This is a genomic window from Acidobacteriota bacterium (assembly GCA_028875575.1).
Classification (GTDB): Bacteria; Acidobacteriota; Terriglobia; order Versatilivoradales; family Versatilivoraceae; genus Versatilivorator.
The window spans coordinates 14,404-29,985 of sequence record JAPPDF010000086.1; the positions used below are offsets into that span (position 1 = coordinate 14,404).

General features: G+C 59.9%; 14 protein-coding genes. 5 read left to right on the plus strand and 9 right to left on the minus strand.

The annotated features are described in order from the left end of the window. Positions 1–8: 8 nt before the first annotated feature. The gene (locus OXI69_13540) at positions 9–560 is read right to left on the minus strand and encodes a hypothetical protein (GenBank protein MDE2667162.1); all 552 of its coding nucleotides are present in this window, start codon (positions 558–560) and stop codon (positions 9–11) included. 699 nt (positions 561–1,259) lie between these two features. Between OXI69_13540 and OXI69_13545 the strand changes: the two genes are divergently transcribed. The 5 genes from OXI69_13545 to OXI69_13565 all read left to right on the plus strand — a co-directional run bounded on the left by OXI69_13545 (position 1,260) and on the right by OXI69_13565 (position 6,604). After that, positions 1,260–2,624, plus strand: coding sequence for an Nramp family divalent metal transporter (locus OXI69_13545; protein MDE2667163.1), 1,365 nt, complete (start codon positions 1,260–1,262; stop codon positions 2,622–2,624). Positions 2,625–2,809: 185 nt separating this feature from the next. Next, positions 2,810–3,040, plus strand: coding sequence for an addiction module antitoxin (locus OXI69_13550; GenBank protein ID MDE2667164.1), 231 nt, complete (start codon positions 2,810–2,812; stop codon positions 3,038–3,040). Beyond that, positions 3,027–3,347: a type II toxin-antitoxin system PemK/MazF family toxin gene (locus tag OXI69_13555; protein ID MDE2667165.1), complete on the plus strand. Its 321-nt coding sequence runs from the start codon at positions 3,027–3,029 to the stop codon at positions 3,345–3,347. Before OXI69_13550 ends, OXI69_13555 begins: the two co-directional genes overlap by 14 nt. A gap of 585 nt (positions 3,348–3,932) precedes the next feature. Continuing rightward, entirely contained in the window at positions 3,933–5,669 is a 1,737-nt protein-coding gene (locus OXI69_13560) for an AAA family ATPase (protein ID MDE2667166.1), read from the plus strand. A gap of 11 nt (positions 5,670–5,680) precedes the next feature. Continuing rightward, positions 5,681–6,604: a TIGR01777 family oxidoreductase gene (locus OXI69_13565; GenBank protein ID MDE2667167.1), complete on the plus strand. Its 924-nt coding sequence runs from the start codon at positions 5,681–5,683 to the stop codon at positions 6,602–6,604. A 13-nt stretch (positions 6,605–6,617) separates the two neighbouring features. Here OXI69_13565 and OXI69_13570 read toward each other — a convergent pair whose 3' ends face one another. The 8 genes from OXI69_13570 to OXI69_13605 all read right to left on the minus strand — a co-directional run bounded on the left by OXI69_13570 (position 6,618) and on the right by OXI69_13605 (position 15,485). After that, the gene (locus OXI69_13570; GenBank protein MDE2667168.1) at positions 6,618–7,814 is read right to left on the minus strand and encodes a pyridoxal phosphate-dependent aminotransferase; all 1,197 of its coding nucleotides are present in this window, start codon (positions 7,812–7,814) and stop codon (positions 6,618–6,620) included. Positions 7,815–8,012: 198 nt separating this feature from the next. Then, a complete protein-coding gene (locus tag OXI69_13575; GenBank protein ID MDE2667169.1) occupies positions 8,013–8,537 on the minus strand; it encodes a peroxiredoxin in 525 nt (174 codons plus the stop codon). 138 nt (positions 8,538–8,675) lie between these two features. Next, positions 8,676–9,047, minus strand: a complete 372-nt coding sequence (locus OXI69_13580) for a rhodanese-like domain-containing protein (protein MDE2667170.1) — start codon at positions 9,045–9,047, stop codon at positions 8,676–8,678. 90 nt (positions 9,048–9,137) lie between these two features. Then, positions 9,138–9,977: a tRNA 2-thiocytidine(32) synthetase TtcA gene (gene ttcA / locus OXI69_13585; GenBank protein MDE2667171.1), complete on the minus strand. Its 840-nt coding sequence runs from the start codon at positions 9,975–9,977 to the stop codon at positions 9,138–9,140. 28 nt (positions 9,978–10,005) lie between these two features. After that, positions 10,006–11,103 (minus strand): dehypoxanthine futalosine cyclase, encoded by a 1,098-nt coding sequence (gene mqnC, locus OXI69_13590; GenBank protein ID MDE2667172.1) that lies wholly within the window; start codon positions 11,101–11,103, stop codon positions 10,006–10,008. An 8-nt stretch (positions 11,104–11,111) separates the two neighbouring features. Continuing rightward, positions 11,112–12,971 carry a M28 family peptidase gene (locus OXI69_13595; protein MDE2667173.1) on the minus strand — a complete coding sequence of 620 codons (1,860 nt, stop codon included), beginning with the start codon at positions 12,969–12,971 and terminating at the stop codon, positions 11,112–11,114. Between the two features lie 75 nt (positions 12,972–13,046). Continuing rightward, complete coding sequence (locus tag OXI69_13600; GenBank protein MDE2667174.1) at positions 13,047–14,096, minus strand: FAD:protein FMN transferase; 1,050 nt, start codon at positions 14,094–14,096, stop codon at positions 13,047–13,049. 9 nt (positions 14,097–14,105) lie between these two features. Further along, positions 14,106–15,485 carry a Gfo/Idh/MocA family oxidoreductase gene (locus OXI69_13605; GenBank protein ID MDE2667175.1) on the minus strand — a complete coding sequence of 460 codons (1,380 nt, stop codon included), beginning with the start codon at positions 15,483–15,485 and terminating at the stop codon, positions 14,106–14,108. Positions 15,486–15,582 lie beyond the last annotated feature (97 nt).

The following is a 15,582-nucleotide window of genomic DNA, read 5'->3' on the forward strand; positions in this document are numbered from 1 at the left end:
GCATTTCCTCAATTCCGGCTCTCGGCCGGTTCCATCGCGAAAACACGGTCGTAGGATTTCAGGGCGACTCCACCAAGCCTTTCCGCCATGCGCCGGAAGGCCTGCCTGCGAAGACCCCAGCGATCATCCCGCGCCACCTGCTCCAGCCAGTCGCACAGGTGGACTCGGCACAGGTCGTCAAAGTCCTCTTTGGAGAGCTCGATCTCCTGCTGCAGGAAACGATCCTTGAGAATGTAGGGCTCCTGTCCCCGCGCGACGCTCTCGTCCAGGGATTGCCGCAACAGGCAACAGTTGAGATAGACCAGTCTCTCGGCCCGTTCTCCGATGAGGTCACGCACCTCACCCCGGCGTTCCAGGGGCAAGGTGAAATCCTGGAACAGCTCGGTGCCGTAGATCGAATGAAACATGCCGGCATCGCACAGTTCCTGGCTGCAACCCCAGGACTGCAGGTCCCGGTAGACCCCGGCGCCATGCGCCAGATAGGTATTTTCGGAATGCCCGATTTCCGCGGCTCCCAGTTCCTTGAAATAGTCGGCAAACCTCCTCATCCTCTCACTCATGGAAACCCTCCTCGGATCGATGGGAAAAAGCGCGCCACCAAGTTTGCAACCAGCCTACTTTACACCAGAGAGACCGGCCGACCCACATCCTTGTCTGCAACACCGCTGTTTCGCCCCTTATGAGTCGCCCCGACGTGTGGGACGGCGGCGTGGATAGGTGATCGTTGAATAGTGGGTAGTGGATGGTTATTTGATCGACACGTTAAGCATATTTGAAACAAACGACTGCGCCTAGTGGCTGGAAACCGATTCAAAGTCGAGCATGTGCAGATTTTTTATTCACATCGATGCACAGGATATACAGGATTCTTTTCAGGAAACGGCCAGCTTTTCATGCCGGGAATCCACAAAACCGCACCGGATCATCGCCTGAGCTGGCTTCTCGTGCTGGAAGCTCTCGTCGGGCTAGTCCTGTTAATCCTGTGCATCCTGTGCATCGATGTTCATCAGGTAGAAAATCGTGCCAACGGAACAGGGTCCTTGTTCCCGGCAGGCTATGAAGATTCGTTGTTCAACCCTCGAATGATCTCCACGGCAGGGCAGGGACGGCACTTTCCTGAATCACCTCTGGTGTCACCCTGTATGATCCGCACGGCAGAGCGGGGCGTGATCCTCAGGCTCCGCGCCGGCCCTGGCCGAGGTTGGGAATTGGCACTATGTCCTTGAAGTAGCACGCACCCTCAAAGTAGCATCGGTCCCATGGCTGACGATCCACGCAATCCCTATCGACTGCATCCCGATTCCGTTCTGAAGCCTCCCAAACGCTTTTTTTCCATTCTCAGCCACATCGGTCCCGGGCTGATTCTGACCAGCACTATCGTGGGATCGGGGGAGCTGATCGCAACCACCGTTCTGGGCGCCGAGAACGGGTACACCCTGCTCTGGCTGATCCTGGTGAGCTGCGTCGTCAAGATCGTGGTCCAGAACGAGTTGGGACGCTACGCCATCGGGACGGGCGAGACCACCCTGGAGGCCTTCGACAAGCTTCCCGGACCTCGATGGCGGGTTTCCTGGGTGGTCTGGCTCTGGTTCCTGGTGGTGCTGCTGGGACTGTTCTCCATCGGAGGCATGCTGGGAGGCATCTCCGAGGTCCTCAACACGCTGATTCCCGGTGTCTCCTTCAACACCTGGTTGTGGTTCCTCAACCTCTTCACCATCGGATTGCTGGTCGTCGGCCGCTACTCGCTGATCGAACGGGTGGCGGTAGCCATGGTGGTGACCTTTACGCTACTGACCGTCGGCTGCGCCTACCTGCTTTCCAAGGACCCGCAATACTTTTCCTGGGCCAGAGTTCTGGAGGGCCTCTCCTTTCAACCCCCGCAAGGGGGCATGAGCACGGCGGTTACCGTCTTCGGTGCCACCGGCGTGGGAGCCATCGAACTGATCGCCTACCCCTACTGGTGTATCGAGAAGGGCTACGCCCGCTTCACCGGAATTCGGGAGAGGTCCCAGGCCTGGAAAGCCAGGGCCGACGGTTGGATCAAGGTAATGGGAACCGACGTTCTCAGCGCCTGTGTGATCTACACCTTTGCCACCGTGGCCTTTTATTTCCTGGGCGCGGGCGTCCTTTCCGGGATGGGCCTGGTGCCCCAGGGTCTCGACATGGTCAGAACCCTCTCTCACATGTTCACTCAGACCCTGGGAAACTGGTCCTTCTACCTCTTCCTGATAGGCTCGATGGCCGTACTCTACTCGACCGTCTTCTCCGGAATCGCCGCACTGAGTCGCATGCTGGCCGACTTTGCGGGCATGCTGGGCCTCTACCGCAAAGACGACTATGCCGCCAGGTTAAGGGTCATTCGACTCCTGGTGGTGGGGCTGCCGCTGATTCCCACCCTGCTGTTCCTGTACCTGCAGGAGCCGGTGCTCATGATCAAGGTCAGCGGAATCAGCCAGGCCCTGCTGCTGCCCGGCATCGGCTTTGCCATGCTCTACCTCGGCAAGACCTATCTGCCGCGCGAGATTGCACCCAAGAACTGGGTCACCGCCGCCCTCTGGGCAACCACGCTGGTCATGGCCCTCCTGATGGGCTACTCGGTGGTCCTGGCCGTGCTCCGCTGGTGAAAATCTCTGACGTGAGATTGCGACACCGCTCGGATGCGGCGGCAATGTTGCAGACACGGGCCCACAAGTCGTCCGATCCGGTAAGAAGTCCGCCGGCCTTGCGAGAGTTGACGATTGGTCAAGCCGGTTGCGTCTCTCCTGATCCAACTGTTAATATACGTGCATCATACGTGTAGGAAATGAATATGCAAAAGAAATTGACAATCACCATAGACGAAGACGTGTACGCAGGTCTCTACCAGGTCGTGGGCAAACGCAAGATCAGCCGGTTCATCGAGTCGTTGGTCAGGCCTCACGTCATGTATGGCGATATTCGGGAAGGTTATCGTCAAATGGCTGCGGACACCGAACGAGAAACCGAAGCGATGGAGTGGATGGAGGGTACGGCTGAGGACGTTAGCGATGAAGCGAGGTGAAGCCTGGTGGGTGAGATTCGGACCATCCGTTGGCGGAGAAATCCGCAAGCGGAGGCCTGCCGTTGTCGTGACCAACGACGTGGCTATCTCCTACCTGAACAGGGTTCAGGTTGTACCCTTGACGACCCAAGTAAGCAGGGTCTACCCCGGCGAGGCCCTCGTTGTCATCAACGATAGACCGCATAAAGCCATGGCCGATCAGTTGACTACCGTGAGCAAGGCACGAATCGGAGCTTTCTTTGGAGAATTATCCGACGGCGACGTTGAAAATTTGGACGCGGCCGTGAGGCTCCATTTGGGCCTGTAATTCATCAGCACATGAGAATCACACTCGAAATCGACGACCCGATCCTCCGGAAACTGGAGCAACTCAAGTAGAAGGAAGGCAAATCCATGGGGCGGCTCGTGTCTGATCTGCTGGCGCAGGCCTTGCGGGACAACGCGAGGCCTGCCGCAGGACCTCCTCCCGTTTGGATCTCAAGGCCAATGGGCGCCAGCGTCGACCTCTCCGACAAAGTGGCGCTGAACCGGGATTTGGTTCGATGACTTCAGAGAACAACCGTTTGCAGGCAAAATGACCACGAGCTACTCCCTCGACGTCAATAGATTTGACTATCTCGACAATCAGCCCCCCCTGCATGACCACTGACCGGCAAGAGACTGGAATCTACGAAGACTCCTTCCCTGGATAATCGGTGCGGCATTGCAGTTGCCTCCAAGAGCCGGCCCGGGAAACATCTCTTCAAGTGAACCGCTCTGGAATGTGCGGAATTCCAGGTCGTAGGCATCGTTCCTAATCCATCGAAAATCCTGTATCCTTTCCTCGCTACCGATCGGGCTAAATGCCACTGGGAATCTCTATCACGGTTGCCAGTTCTGAAGTCTACTTCCGATGCTCACCAAGCTCACCATCCGCAACTTCAAGCGTTTTGGCGAGGTAGAGATCGAACTGGGCAATCCAGTGGTCTTTATCGGCCCCAACAACTCAGGGAAAACCTCCGCCATGCAGGCCTTGGCCTTATGGGACGTTGGGCTCAGGCGTTGGAACGAAAAACGGTCAGGCAAGACCACACCGGAGAAGCGCCCGGGAGTAACGATCAACCGCCGAGATCTGATTGCGGTACCCGTACCGGGCGCAAATCTCTTGTGGCGGGACCTGCACGTGCGGGAGGGTCGCAGGGACCGCGACCGACTCCAAACCCTGAACGTGCGAATCGATATTGTAGTCGAGGGGGTTACCGAGGACAGATCCTGGACCTGTGGCCTGGAATTCGACTTTGCCAATGAAGAATCCTTCTATTGCAGGCCCTTGCGACGTACAACTGGAAAGAATCCCGAACGCATGCCGGTTCCTGAGGAAGCGGGAACCGTTCAGATTGCATTCCTACCCCCAATGTCCGGGCTTGCCGCCACCGAGACTCGGCTTGACCAGGGAGCGATAAATGTGCGGATCGGTGAGGGACGCACAGCCGAAGTGCTGCGCAATCTGTGCTATCAGGTTGAAACTGATAAGCCCGAGTTGTGGCAAGAGATTGTCACGCACATCCACGATCTATTCGGTTCCAAATTGGCTTCCCCGAAACACATTGCAGCACGTGGCGAGATTGTAATGACGTATCAGGAGAATGACGTACAGCTGGACCTGTCGTCGTCGGGGCGCGGGCTGCAGCAGACCCTCCTCCTGCTTGCCTACATGTACGCAAACCCTGGTTCGGTCCTCCTCTTGGATGAGCCCGATGCCCACCTGGAGATCCTTCGCCAACGCCAAATCTACGGTTTGCTCATTGATGTCGCTGGAACCACAGGAAGCCAGATCATTGCCGCCAGTCACTCGGAGGTGCTGCTTACAGAGGCGGCAGGGAAACATATGGTTGTTGCCTTCGTCGGGCAACCGCATCGAATCGACGACCGCGGGAGTCAGGTCTTGAAAGCACTCAGAGAGATTGGGTACGAGCAATATACCCAAGCTGAACAAACGGGTTGGGTGCTATACCTCGAGGGTCCGACCGATCTTTCGATCCTGCAAGCATTCGCTGACCGGTTGAAGCATGAAGCGGCCATCCGTGCACTGAAACGGCCGTTTGTGTATTACGTCGGCAACAATCCAACAAGGGCTCAGCATCACTTCCACGGACTGCGAGAAGCAATTCCCGATCTTCGAGGGGTAGTGCTCTTCGACCGTTTCCAACCCTCAGCGCCTGACGTCGCCCCCGTTGAGTGCTTGATGTGGAACCGACGGGAAATCGACAACTATCTGTGCTCCCAGTCTGCTCTGGAAATCTATGCACGGGCATCGACGCCAGGCAAAGTGGGTCCCTTGTTTACAATGGCGGAAGCCGACAGACGGCTCAAAGCGATGAACGAAGCCATTCGGGAAATCGAAGGAGCACTGAAAAAATTAGGCAGAGAGTCTCCCTGGTCTCCTGAACTCAAAACGAGCGACGAGTTCCTGAGGCCCTTGTTTGACGCCTATTTTCAGAAGCTTGAACTTCCCAACCTGATGGCTAAGAGGGACTATTATGAATTAGCCGACCATGTTCCCGACAACGAGATTGATCCCGAGATATCCGAGAAATTGGACGTCATCGCGCAAGTTGCGCAGAGCGCGGAAGCCGCCCAAGTGAATTGAGGAGGCAAACCATGAAAATCCTAGTTTCAGGTTCCAGCGGGCTGGTCGGCTCGGCCCTGTTGCCGGTACTGAGATCGGCTGGACACGAAGTCATCAGGTTGGTGCGGAGTTCGTCGGCACCGTCAGGTCCAGGGGATTCCACGGTTCAATGGAATCCTGAAACGGGAGAGTTGGATGGCAGTCGGCTCGAGGGTATCGAAGCCGTGGTGCACCTGGCGGGCGAGAACATCGCCGCCCGGCGCTGGACGGCGGCGCAGAAAGCCAGGATCCGGGACAGCCGTGTCCAGGGAACGGCGCTGCTGAGCGACCGATTGGCCAACCTCGCCCAGCCTCCGGCAACCCTGGTGGCCGCCTCGGCCATCGGTTTTTACGGGGACCGCGGAGACGAGCTGCTCAACGAAGACAGCTCTTCCGGCAACGACTTTCTGTCGGAGGTCTGCCGCCAATGGGAGGCTGCCTCCCTCCCCGCGGCGGAAAAGGGTATTCGGGTCGTCCGGTTGCGGCTGGGTATCGTGCTGTCTCCTCGCGGCGGCGCACTGGCCAAGATGTTGCCGCCCTACAAGCTTGGTGCCGGCGGCAAGATCGGCGCCGGTCAACAGTACATGAGCTGGATCGCCCTGGATGACGCCGTCGGAGCTCTTTGCCAGGCGCTGACGGACTCGAACCTCAGCGGACCCGTCAACGCAGTCGCCCCAAACGCCGCCACCAACCTGGAATTCACCAAGACCCTGGGAAAGGTGTTGTCTCGCCCCACCCTGTTTCCCATGCCTGCCTTTGCGGCTCGCATCGCCTTTGGGGAGATGGCCGAGGCCCTGCTGTTGTCCAGCACGAGGGTGGAACCGCAACGGCTGGCGGGCACCGGCTACGCCTTCCAATACCCGACCCTGGAGGCCGCCCTGCGCCACCTCCTGGACAAGCCCGCCCGAGGCGGCTGAGTCAAACTCATCCTCAGGAATCCTGCCGCCTTTTCCATTCCTGGATCCCCTCGCAGAGCGCCTTCAGGGACCGGTCCAGCAACTCGTGTTGCAGGGCGAAGGTCAGGACCAGGTGGGCCGGGGCCATGTCGTAGAAATAACCGGGATGCACCAGGACACCCGACTCCCGGAGAAGATCGATACAGAGGGCCTCCTCGTCGACCTCCGCCCCTCCCACCTTCAGGGTGAGATGGAATCCGCCCCGCGGCAAGGTGAAGTCAACGCCCGGACATTGGGAAAGCACGTTGCCGGCAATGTGGCGACTGCGCTGAAGCCACCCCCGACAGTCTGACGTAAATGCCTCCCGGCTCTCAAGGATGCCGCTGACCATGTGCTGGACGAGGTCGTTGACCGGCAGAAAGGTGTCCGAGATGAGTTCCATCACTTCCAGGGACCTTCGAACCCGGGCTTGACGGCCGCTCGGCAATACCCATCCCAGCTTGAGTCCAGGCAGACCCACCATCTTGGAAAATCCATTGAGGGTGAACACCAGCGGGGAGGGAGTGGCCGCGGGGCGCGGCAAGGCTTCCAGGTCGTAGAGAAACTCGCTGAAAACCTCGTCGGCGAGGATCGGCAAGTCGTGCCTGCAGGCGATGGCCGCCAGCTCTTCCAGGGACTGCATGCCCGCTACCATGCCAGTGGGGTTGTGGGGTGAGATCAGTACCAGCGCACGGGTTCGAGTACTGATCTGAGACTCCAGGTGGTCGAGATCGATCTCCCATCCCCGCGATTCCTGCAGCCGGTAATACCTCAACTGGAGTCCCGCCAACTGGGCGATGGACTCGAACAGAGGGTAGGACGGACGGGGGCAGAGGATCTCCTCTCCCGGATTTGCCAGCAGCTTGAAGCAGTAGAAATAGGAAAGGCTGGTCCCGGGCGTGATGAGGACCTGCTCGGCCGTGGCAGGAATGCCGGCCGCCCGATAGAAGTCGGCAATGGCCTCCCGGGCGGATGGCAGTCCCAGGGGATCGGGACGATAGATCCGCGCCTGAGGGGCCGCGTCTGCCAGGATGGCTTGCAGCCGCTCTGGGGGAAAGACCCAACCCTGTTCGGCCAGGTTGGTGGAAATCAGGTCAAGGATGGTTTGTCCGGAGGCGGCGGCCTTCTCGTACTCCGTGTAGAGGCGATTGGGTTTTGCCGCCAAATGGTCGGCCAGGTTGGAGAACCGCATGGGCAGGTTTGGCGGGAGGGCCCGCGGTTACCGGGAAGGCCCGCCCTGCCGCGACTCGGAAAAATCACCTCGGTCCCTGCCCGATGGAGCTGCTGGCTCTGCCTCAGCCTGCAGGCCTTGTTTCAGCCCGCACCCGGTCGGGCGCTTTGGGACGTGGCGGCGGGCCCATCGGAAACCCTTGTCGCCACCCAGAGGCAGCTACTGGACTTTCAGCTCCTTGAGCTTGGCAACCGCGTCCTCGGCGGCCGTGGACGCCCTGACCTGACGATCCACGTAAAGGATCTTCCCGTCCTTTCCGATGTAGAAGGTCCATCGTTCCGGCAGGTTCCGGTTTTCGTGGACGACGCCGTAAGCCCGGGCTGTCTCTTTGCCGGAATCGCTCAATATGGGATAGTCCGCCTTGAGAGATTCGGCGAACCGGCGGTTTTCGTCAGCGGTGTCGCAGCTTGCAGTGAAGTAGGCAACGTTCAGGGATCGCAAGGCTTGGCCATTCTCACGGAATGACCGGCACTCGGCCGTTCACCCCCCTGTGAAGGCCTTGGGAAACCAGGCCAGCACCACCACCTGCTTGCCCTTGAACTGCTTCAGACTGTATGTCTTCCCGTCCGACCCCGGAAGCGAAAAATCGGGCGCTACATCTCCGGGCTTCAGGTCGGCCGCCAGGGACTGGCCCCAGGTGAGAGCCAACAACAATACCAGCACCATGGAGATCTTCATCGACATTGGAGTCTCTCCTTATTCAACGGTTTGGAACTTTCCATCAAGACCCGACCGGGCTTGAGGCTAAACCAGACTGTCTTCAGGTTCATCGTCATGCATCCTGGACTCGGCCCCATGCGGCGATGCAGCGGGATTTTCGGGCTAGGCTCCGGTGATCGGATTCCCCGAGGCCACCCACTCCTTGTAGCCTCCCGCCAGGGAAAACACGTTTCGGTAACCCATGCGCTGCAAGGCATCAGCGGACAACGCCGATCGGTACCCCCCGCCACAATAGAGAACGATCTCTTCGTCGGCGTCCGGCACCAGCGCTTCGATGTCCCTTTCGATAATCCCCTTCCCCAGATGGACGGCGCCCTCCGCACGGCCCCGGGTCCACTCGTGATCTTCGCGGATGTCGATAAAGTGGAAGGAATGCCCCTTTTGCAGCTTCTCCCGAACCGAGGCCACCGTAACCTCTCGAATCCGGGACTTGGAATCGTTGACGAGCTGCAAGAAACCGTTTGAGTGCTGCATTTCGCTTTTCCCTCGTAACAGTGCCCGTAAACCGGGGGCAGAAGTCCCTTCAAAAGCGGGCCCTGTTCCCGTCTCACCGGGATCTTGCCCCTACACTGCTTCCAACGCCATTTCCACCGAACCGGGATTCCCGGCCAGTTCTCCGAAATCAAACAGATTGGCATCCATCAGGTGCGAAGGGATCACATGTTTGAGAGCGGCCAGCATGGAATCCCCGACTCCCGGATTCTCCGCCTGCAGCCGGGAGATCAACTCCTTGACCTTCTGGCGCTTGAGATCGGGCTGAGAGCCGCAGAGGTCACAGGGAATGATGGGATAGCGCATGAGAGATGCGAAGCGGGCGATATCCACCTCGCGACAATAGGCCAGCGGCCGGATGACGGTGTTGCGTCCATCGTCGCTTCTCAAAATGGGAGGCATGGACTTCAACACTCCCCCGTAAAACAGGTTCAGAAGCAGTGTCTCCACCATGTCGTCGGCGTGGTGGCCCAAGGCGATCTTGTCGCACTCCATCTCGACGGCGGCGTTGTAGAGGATGCCCCGACGCAGGCGTGAACAGAGCGAGCAGGTGGTGCCGCCCTCCGGAATGTGAGACTGAACGATGGAATAGGTATCCTTGGCCAGAATGCGGTACTCCTGTCCCAGGCGTTGCAGATACTCGGGCAGCACCTCGGCGGGAAACCCCGGCTGCCTCTGGTCCAGATTGACGGCCACCATTGAAAAGGACACCGGTGCCCGCTTCTGCAGGTCTCTCAGCAGCGTCAACAGGGCGTGGCTGTCCTTGCCCCCGCTCAGGCAGACCATGATCCGGTCGCCCTCCGAGATCATGGAAAAATCGGCGATGACCTCGCCTACCCTTCTCAGCAGCCTCCGTTTCAGCCGAGGCAGATCCCCGCTGGAGGATCCTGAAGCAGACGGCCGGGGCGCCACTCCCAGCGTCCTCTGCTCGGGAAGCGTGTCATAGAGTTTCAACGGTCTCCTCCAAGCGCACGTAGTCCGCCCTTCGCTTTACCGGCTGGAACCCCTCAGCCAGGATGGCCTCACGCAATATGTCTTCCGTAGCCCGGTGATGGGCGCCGGCCGGGGTGATCACGTTCTCTTCGATCATGATGCTGCCCATGTCGTTGGCTCCATGGTGGAGCCCCTGTCTGCCCACCTCAACCCCTTGGGTCAACCACGAAACCTGGATATTGGGGACATTGGACAGACAAATCCTGGCCAGCGCCAACCAGCGCAGATACTCCTCGCTCGACTCCCGATCGGGGACCTTGCGACTGATCTTGGTGTTGTCGGGCTGCAGTGTCCAGGGAATGAAGGCCACAAAGCCCCCGGTCCGCCGCTGCAGCTCGTAGATGCGCTCCAGGTGCTCGATGCGGTGCTCCAGGGTTTCCCCCATGCCGAACATCATGGTGGCCGTGCTCGGCAGTCCCAGACCGTGGGCTACCTCCATCACCTCCAGCCACTCGCCGGTGTTGCACTTGTTGGTGTTCTTTTTCCTGACCTCATCCACCAGGATCTCTGCCCCGCCCCCCGGAATCGAATCCAGTCCAGCGGCCTTCAGCCTGAGCAGCACTTCCCGGGTATCCATGTGGAAGATCCGGGTAAAGGCATGGATCTCCGGCGGAGAGAAGCAGTGGAGGTGGATCCGGTACCTCCGCTTCAGCTCACTCAGGAGCCGCTCGTACCACTCCAGCGGCAGATCTGGATGGAGCCCTCCCTGCATGAGAATGCCGCTGCCGCCAAGCTCGAGGGTCTCCTCGACTTTTTCAAAAATCTGCTGGTGGCTCAGCACGTAACCTTCGCTGGAACCGGGCGGTCGATAAAAGGCGCAAAAGGTGCAGACAGCCGAGCAGATGTTGCTGTAGTTGATGTTGCGATCCACGATGTAAGTGACGATGTTGTCGGAATGCAACTGCCGACGGATGCGATCTGCCACCTCCTGCAATTGTTCGAGGGAAGCCCGCTTGGCCAATAGGGCATAAGCCCCTGGACTCAGCCGTTCTTCCTGAGCCCGGCTCAGGGTTTCCTGCACGTTCATGGTCGTAAAATGGTCCACTACTGAGGTTACCGTCCTTCCAGAGTGGCCGTGAATTGCAGTTTCTCGCCCTCACGCACCACTGAAATCTCTACTTCATCCCCCGGCCGATGTTCCTGCAGGAGGTAGGTCAGATCGTAAATGTTGGTGATCTTTTTCCCCGACCACCCCACCATGAGATCGCCGGATCGCAATCCGCACTTGGCCGCCGGGCTTCCCTCTCTCACGCCGGTAAGCCGTACCCCCTCGACCTCCTCGCCATAGTCGGGAATGATTCCCAGCGTAACTCTGAATCCCGTTCTACCCGATTCCGGTTGGGCGCCGGCAGTTTTCTGGAAGGCAGGCGGCTGGTCCATACTGCAGATGGACCGGGCGGTCTGAAGGATGAACTCTACGACCCGGGCGGTCGCGGCCGCCTCGATTTTATCATAGTCATCACTGGGCTTATGGTAGTCCCCATGGACTCCAGTGAAGAAAAAGAGCACCGGAATATCCCGGCTGTAAAAAGAGGAGTGATCGCTGGGTCCGAACCCTCCGTCACGAAATTTGAGCTCCAGGTTCGCATCCTGGTTCAGTTGAGTCAGCAGGTCCTTCCAGCCCGGCGAACTCCCGGTGCCGCCGACGATCAATCGCTTGCCCTCCATGCGTCCGATCATGTCCATGTTGATCATGGCAATGGTCTTGTCCAGGGGCACGACCGGATGGTTGACGTAATGCCGAGAACCGAGCAGGCCCTGCTCTTCGGCGCTGAAGGCCAGAAACAGGAGGCTGCGGCTTGGTTGGTCCTTGCGGTAGGACAGCGCCCCTGCCAGTTCCAGCAGTCCGGCCGTCCCCGAAGCGTTGTCGTCGGCGCCGTTGTGGACCTCGCTTCCCGGCTTGGCCGCCAGCGAGCTCACTTCGCCCATTCCAAGATGGTCGAAGTGAGCCCCGATCGCCAGCACTTCCTCCGCCAGTTCACCGGCGCCTTTCAGGAACCCCACCACGTTGCGGGCTGAACGGGTCTCCTTGACCAGGTCGGCATGGAATTTCAGGCGGACACCCGGCATTTCCACGGCATTGCCCTTTCGGCTTCGGGCGGCCCGTTCCAGGTCCTCCAGTTTCAATCCGGCTTTGGCCAGGATACGGCGGGCAGCGGGACGACTGATGGCCAGGGCGGCGATCCCCGAATCGGCGAAAGAGCGGTCGAACCTGAGCTTGGAGAGCGAACTCTTGGAAAAATCTTCCGAGTCATCCACGAAGACGATGCCCGTGGCGCCCTGCTCCCTGGCCGTTCTGGCCTTGAACCTCAAGGCATGGTAGCGCCCGAATTGACCGTGGGGATCATCTCCCTCGGGTCCGTAGCGCGACACGAAGACGAATTTCCCCTTCACATCCGATTTACGATAGTCGTCGTACTGGAGCGACTGCGCGGAAATGCCGAAGCCCGCAAAGTGGGCCGCGCCCTCGAACTCCCCGCTCAACGAGAACGAAACCGGTGTGAAGTCGCTGCCCGGCTCCAGAACGCTCCTTCCAACCGTCTGACTCGAGGAGCCAGCCGTCCCCCATGCCACCTCCAGGGAATTTGCGGAGCCCAACCGCACCCCGGAGACGAAGGAGAACTCCTGAAAGTAGCTCCCCTCGTCACCCAGGGGCGACAGGTTCCGCCGGGAAAACTGCTCCGCAATGTAATGCGCTGCTTTCTCCGCTCCCGGGCTTCCGGCAAGTCGTCCTTCCAGCTCATCGGAGGCCAGATATCGGATGTGCGGCATCAGTCCTTCGGAGCTGATGGCGCCGGAGGCCGTTGCCGGTATGGCGGAACGGAAATGCCAGTTGCCGATCGGCACCAGAATGGCAGGTACCAGCAAAATGGCCCACACGAGACAGTTTTTTCGGTCGAATGATATTTTCATCGTCGGTTTCGGAAATCGATCTCGCCGCGTATAGCGGCAACCATGGAGGACTCCCGGATGGCCCTGGATCCGAACTCAGTCGGTGGACTCGGACGTCTGAGCCGGGGGAACTGACAGCATTTTCCAGCCTTTCTTCTTCAGGGGCAGGAAGTAGTAGGCTTGAACCCGGGGAAATCTCTTCAGGTAGCCTTGAGCTTTCTTCGGGCCCATTACAAAAAGCGCATTGTCCAGGGCATCCCCCTCCGTCCCGGTTCCTGCCACCACGGCCACGCTGAGCAGGCCCTGGACGGGACGTCCGCTTCTGGGGTCCATGATATGGGAATAGGTCACGCCCTCGAAACTAAAGGAATTCTCATAGCTGCCTGAAATTGACAAGCACTGATTCTCGAGTGGGACGGTGAGGGCGCTCCTTCGGGGGTCGCGCGGAAAGGCCGGGTCCCGGACCTTGATTTTCCAGGCGGTCTTTCCGGGAGGAGTGCCCAACCCGAAAACCGTGCTGCCGCCCGCGCTCACCAGAGCGCTTTCGATTCGGTTTTCTCTCAGGAGGCTCACTACCCGGTCCACCGCATACCCCTTGGCAATGCCTCCCAGGTCGAGAGCCATACCGTCCCGGCTGAACCGGACGGTACGCCGGTCGGGATCGAGGCTGAGCTTGCGGTAACCCACCTTCTGCAGCGCCCTGCGAAGCTCGGTCTCGGGCGGCAGGCGACCCTGGCCTCCGAAAAATCCCCAAGCCCTCATCAACGGCTGCACGGTTACGTCGAAGGTCCCCTGGGATTGCCGGCTGAACGCCAGGCACCTTTGCAGGAAGTCAAACAGTTCCGGCTCCACCCGGACCGGTTCCCGACCCGCCCGCCGGTTGATGAATGAGACGGCGCTGTGCCGCTTGTAGACACTCATCAGGCGGTCGATGCGGTCCACCTCAGCGAAGGCGCTCTCCGCCACCAGCGGCAGGTCCTCCCGGCCGGCTCCGTAAAGCTGAATCCTGTAAGTGGTGCCCATGGAGGCATGACTGCCGCGGTAGAGGGCCACTGCCGGATCCGAACCGGGGGCGCCGAGGCTGCATAAAAGGGTCGGTGTCCCCACCAGGAACACCAGTATCTGCGCCAGGCATTTTGTCGCCATTGCGGGGCACTAAACCTTTTGGGTGATCAGCTTCTGTTCCGGCTCACCGGGATGAGACTCCGGCCAGGTCACCCTTTCCTTGCGGTCCATGGCCCGATTGGCATAGATCACCGCCCGGGAGTCGGCGGCGCCCACGTCCAGATCGGCCAGCGGCTTCCTGCCCTGGCGGATGCACTCGAAGAAATGCTCATCCTCGGCCTGAATGGGATTGCGCTCGCGCTCGACCTCGATCACGCCCAGCTCGAGCAGCCAGCGGCGGGCATGCTCGACTTCGCGAGCCACGAATCCCCGGGACTCGACAGGAGGCTCCGACGTTATGGGAACCCCTCTGGCCTTCTCAAGGATGGTGGCTCCCGCCATCCAGTCCAGCTCCTTCGGAATGCTCGAGGACCCTTCGGCGGCAGGAGCCCCCCGAGCCAGTTTCTGAGGATAGAAGGTGGCTCTGGGATCGTTGCGTCCCAGTGTAATTTCTATGGTCCCCCGATCTCCCAAAATGGTTTCCGAAAATTCCAGGTGCCGGTTATGACCGATGGCGCTGAATAGAAACTTTTGTCCCCGGGGATACCCGTAAATCACGGCCACGTTGTCGTAGATCTCGCGGCCATCCTTCCAGTAGTCGTTGCCGCCGACCCCGGTGACGCTGACCGGCTCCGACTCGAAGGCCCAATTGGCGACGTCCGCCATGTGTGACCCCAGTTCCGCCATCAGGCCTCCCGAGTACTCCCGGTACATCCTCCAGTTGATGCTTCGTTCCAGCTCGGGATCGGGAACGGGTCGGCGCCAACTGGTATTTCGGTGCCACTGGGCCCGGATGGTCATCACCCGACCCAGCACCCCGGTGTGAATCATGCGCATGGCATTGCGGTAGACCCCGCTGTAGCGCCGCTGAAGCCCTACCTGCAAAACCAGTTCGGGGTGGCGGCGTTTGGCCTCGTAGACCTTCGGAATCTCCTCTTCCTCTTTCATCAGGCACTTCTCAACGAAGACGTGCTTTCCGGCGCTCAAGGCCTCCAGCAGCATGGGAACGTGCAGATGGTAGGGGGTGGTGATGAACACCGCCTCGACGTCCTTGCGCTCCAGCACGCGCCGGTAGTCGCCCGCCTCGGTATCGGGCCGACCGCCAATCTCCTGGACCCCCTTGGCCAGGTTGGGTGGGTAGGTGTCGCACAGGACGGCGCACCTCCCGGACTTCAGGGTGCTCAGGTTCCTCAAGTGGTTTCTCCCCTGAGAGCCGGTGCCGATCAGGGCGTAAACCACGGGCGAATCCAGGTTCCGGGCTGAAATAAACGCAGGAGCCGCGGTCTGAGAGGCCGTTGCGGCCGCGGCGGCCATGGAGTTCTTCAGAAAGCGGCGGCGGTCGATGGACGAATGATGCCGGCGGTCAGACATTCAATTCCCCCTTTTGAGTGCAGGCCCGGAGCGATCGAGCCGATCGAGGAAGCACCGTGGCGCCACCCTGACTTACCTGCAACACGGGCAATCACAG

Coding starts and splice junctions, on each gene's coding strand:
- OXI69_13540 (MDE2667162.1), bottom strand. CDS start 560: ATGAGTGAGAGGATGAGGAGGTTTGCCGACTATTTCAAGGAACTGGGA.
- OXI69_13545 (MDE2667163.1), top strand. CDS start 1,260: ATGGCTGACGATCCACGCAATCCCTATCGACTGCATCCCGATTCCGTT.
- OXI69_13550 (MDE2667164.1), top strand. CDS start 2,810: ATGCAAAAGAAATTGACAATCACCATAGACGAAGACGTGTACGCAGGT.
- OXI69_13555 (MDE2667165.1), top strand. CDS start 3,027: ATGAAGCGAGGTGAAGCCTGGTGGGTGAGATTCGGACCATCCGTTGGC.
- OXI69_13560 (MDE2667166.1), top strand. CDS start 3,933: ATGCTCACCAAGCTCACCATCCGCAACTTCAAGCGTTTTGGCGAGGTA.
- OXI69_13565 (MDE2667167.1), top strand. CDS start 5,681: ATGAAAATCCTAGTTTCAGGTTCCAGCGGGCTGGTCGGCTCGGCCCTG.
- OXI69_13570 (MDE2667168.1), bottom strand. CDS start 7,814: ATGCGGTTCTCCAACCTGGCCGACCATTTGGCGGCAAAACCCAATCGC.
- OXI69_13580 (MDE2667170.1), bottom strand. CDS start 9,047: ATGCAGCACTCAAACGGTTTCTTGCAGCTCGTCAACGATTCCAAGTCC.
- OXI69_13595 (MDE2667173.1), bottom strand. CDS start 12,971: ATGAAAATATCATTCGACCGAAAAAACTGTCTCGTGTGGGCCATTTTG.
- OXI69_13600 (MDE2667174.1), bottom strand. CDS start 14,096: ATGGCGACAAAATGCCTGGCGCAGATACTGGTGTTCCTGGTGGGGACA.
- OXI69_13605 (MDE2667175.1), bottom strand. CDS start 15,485: ATGTCTGACCGCCGGCATCATTCGTCCATCGACCGCCGCCGCTTTCTG.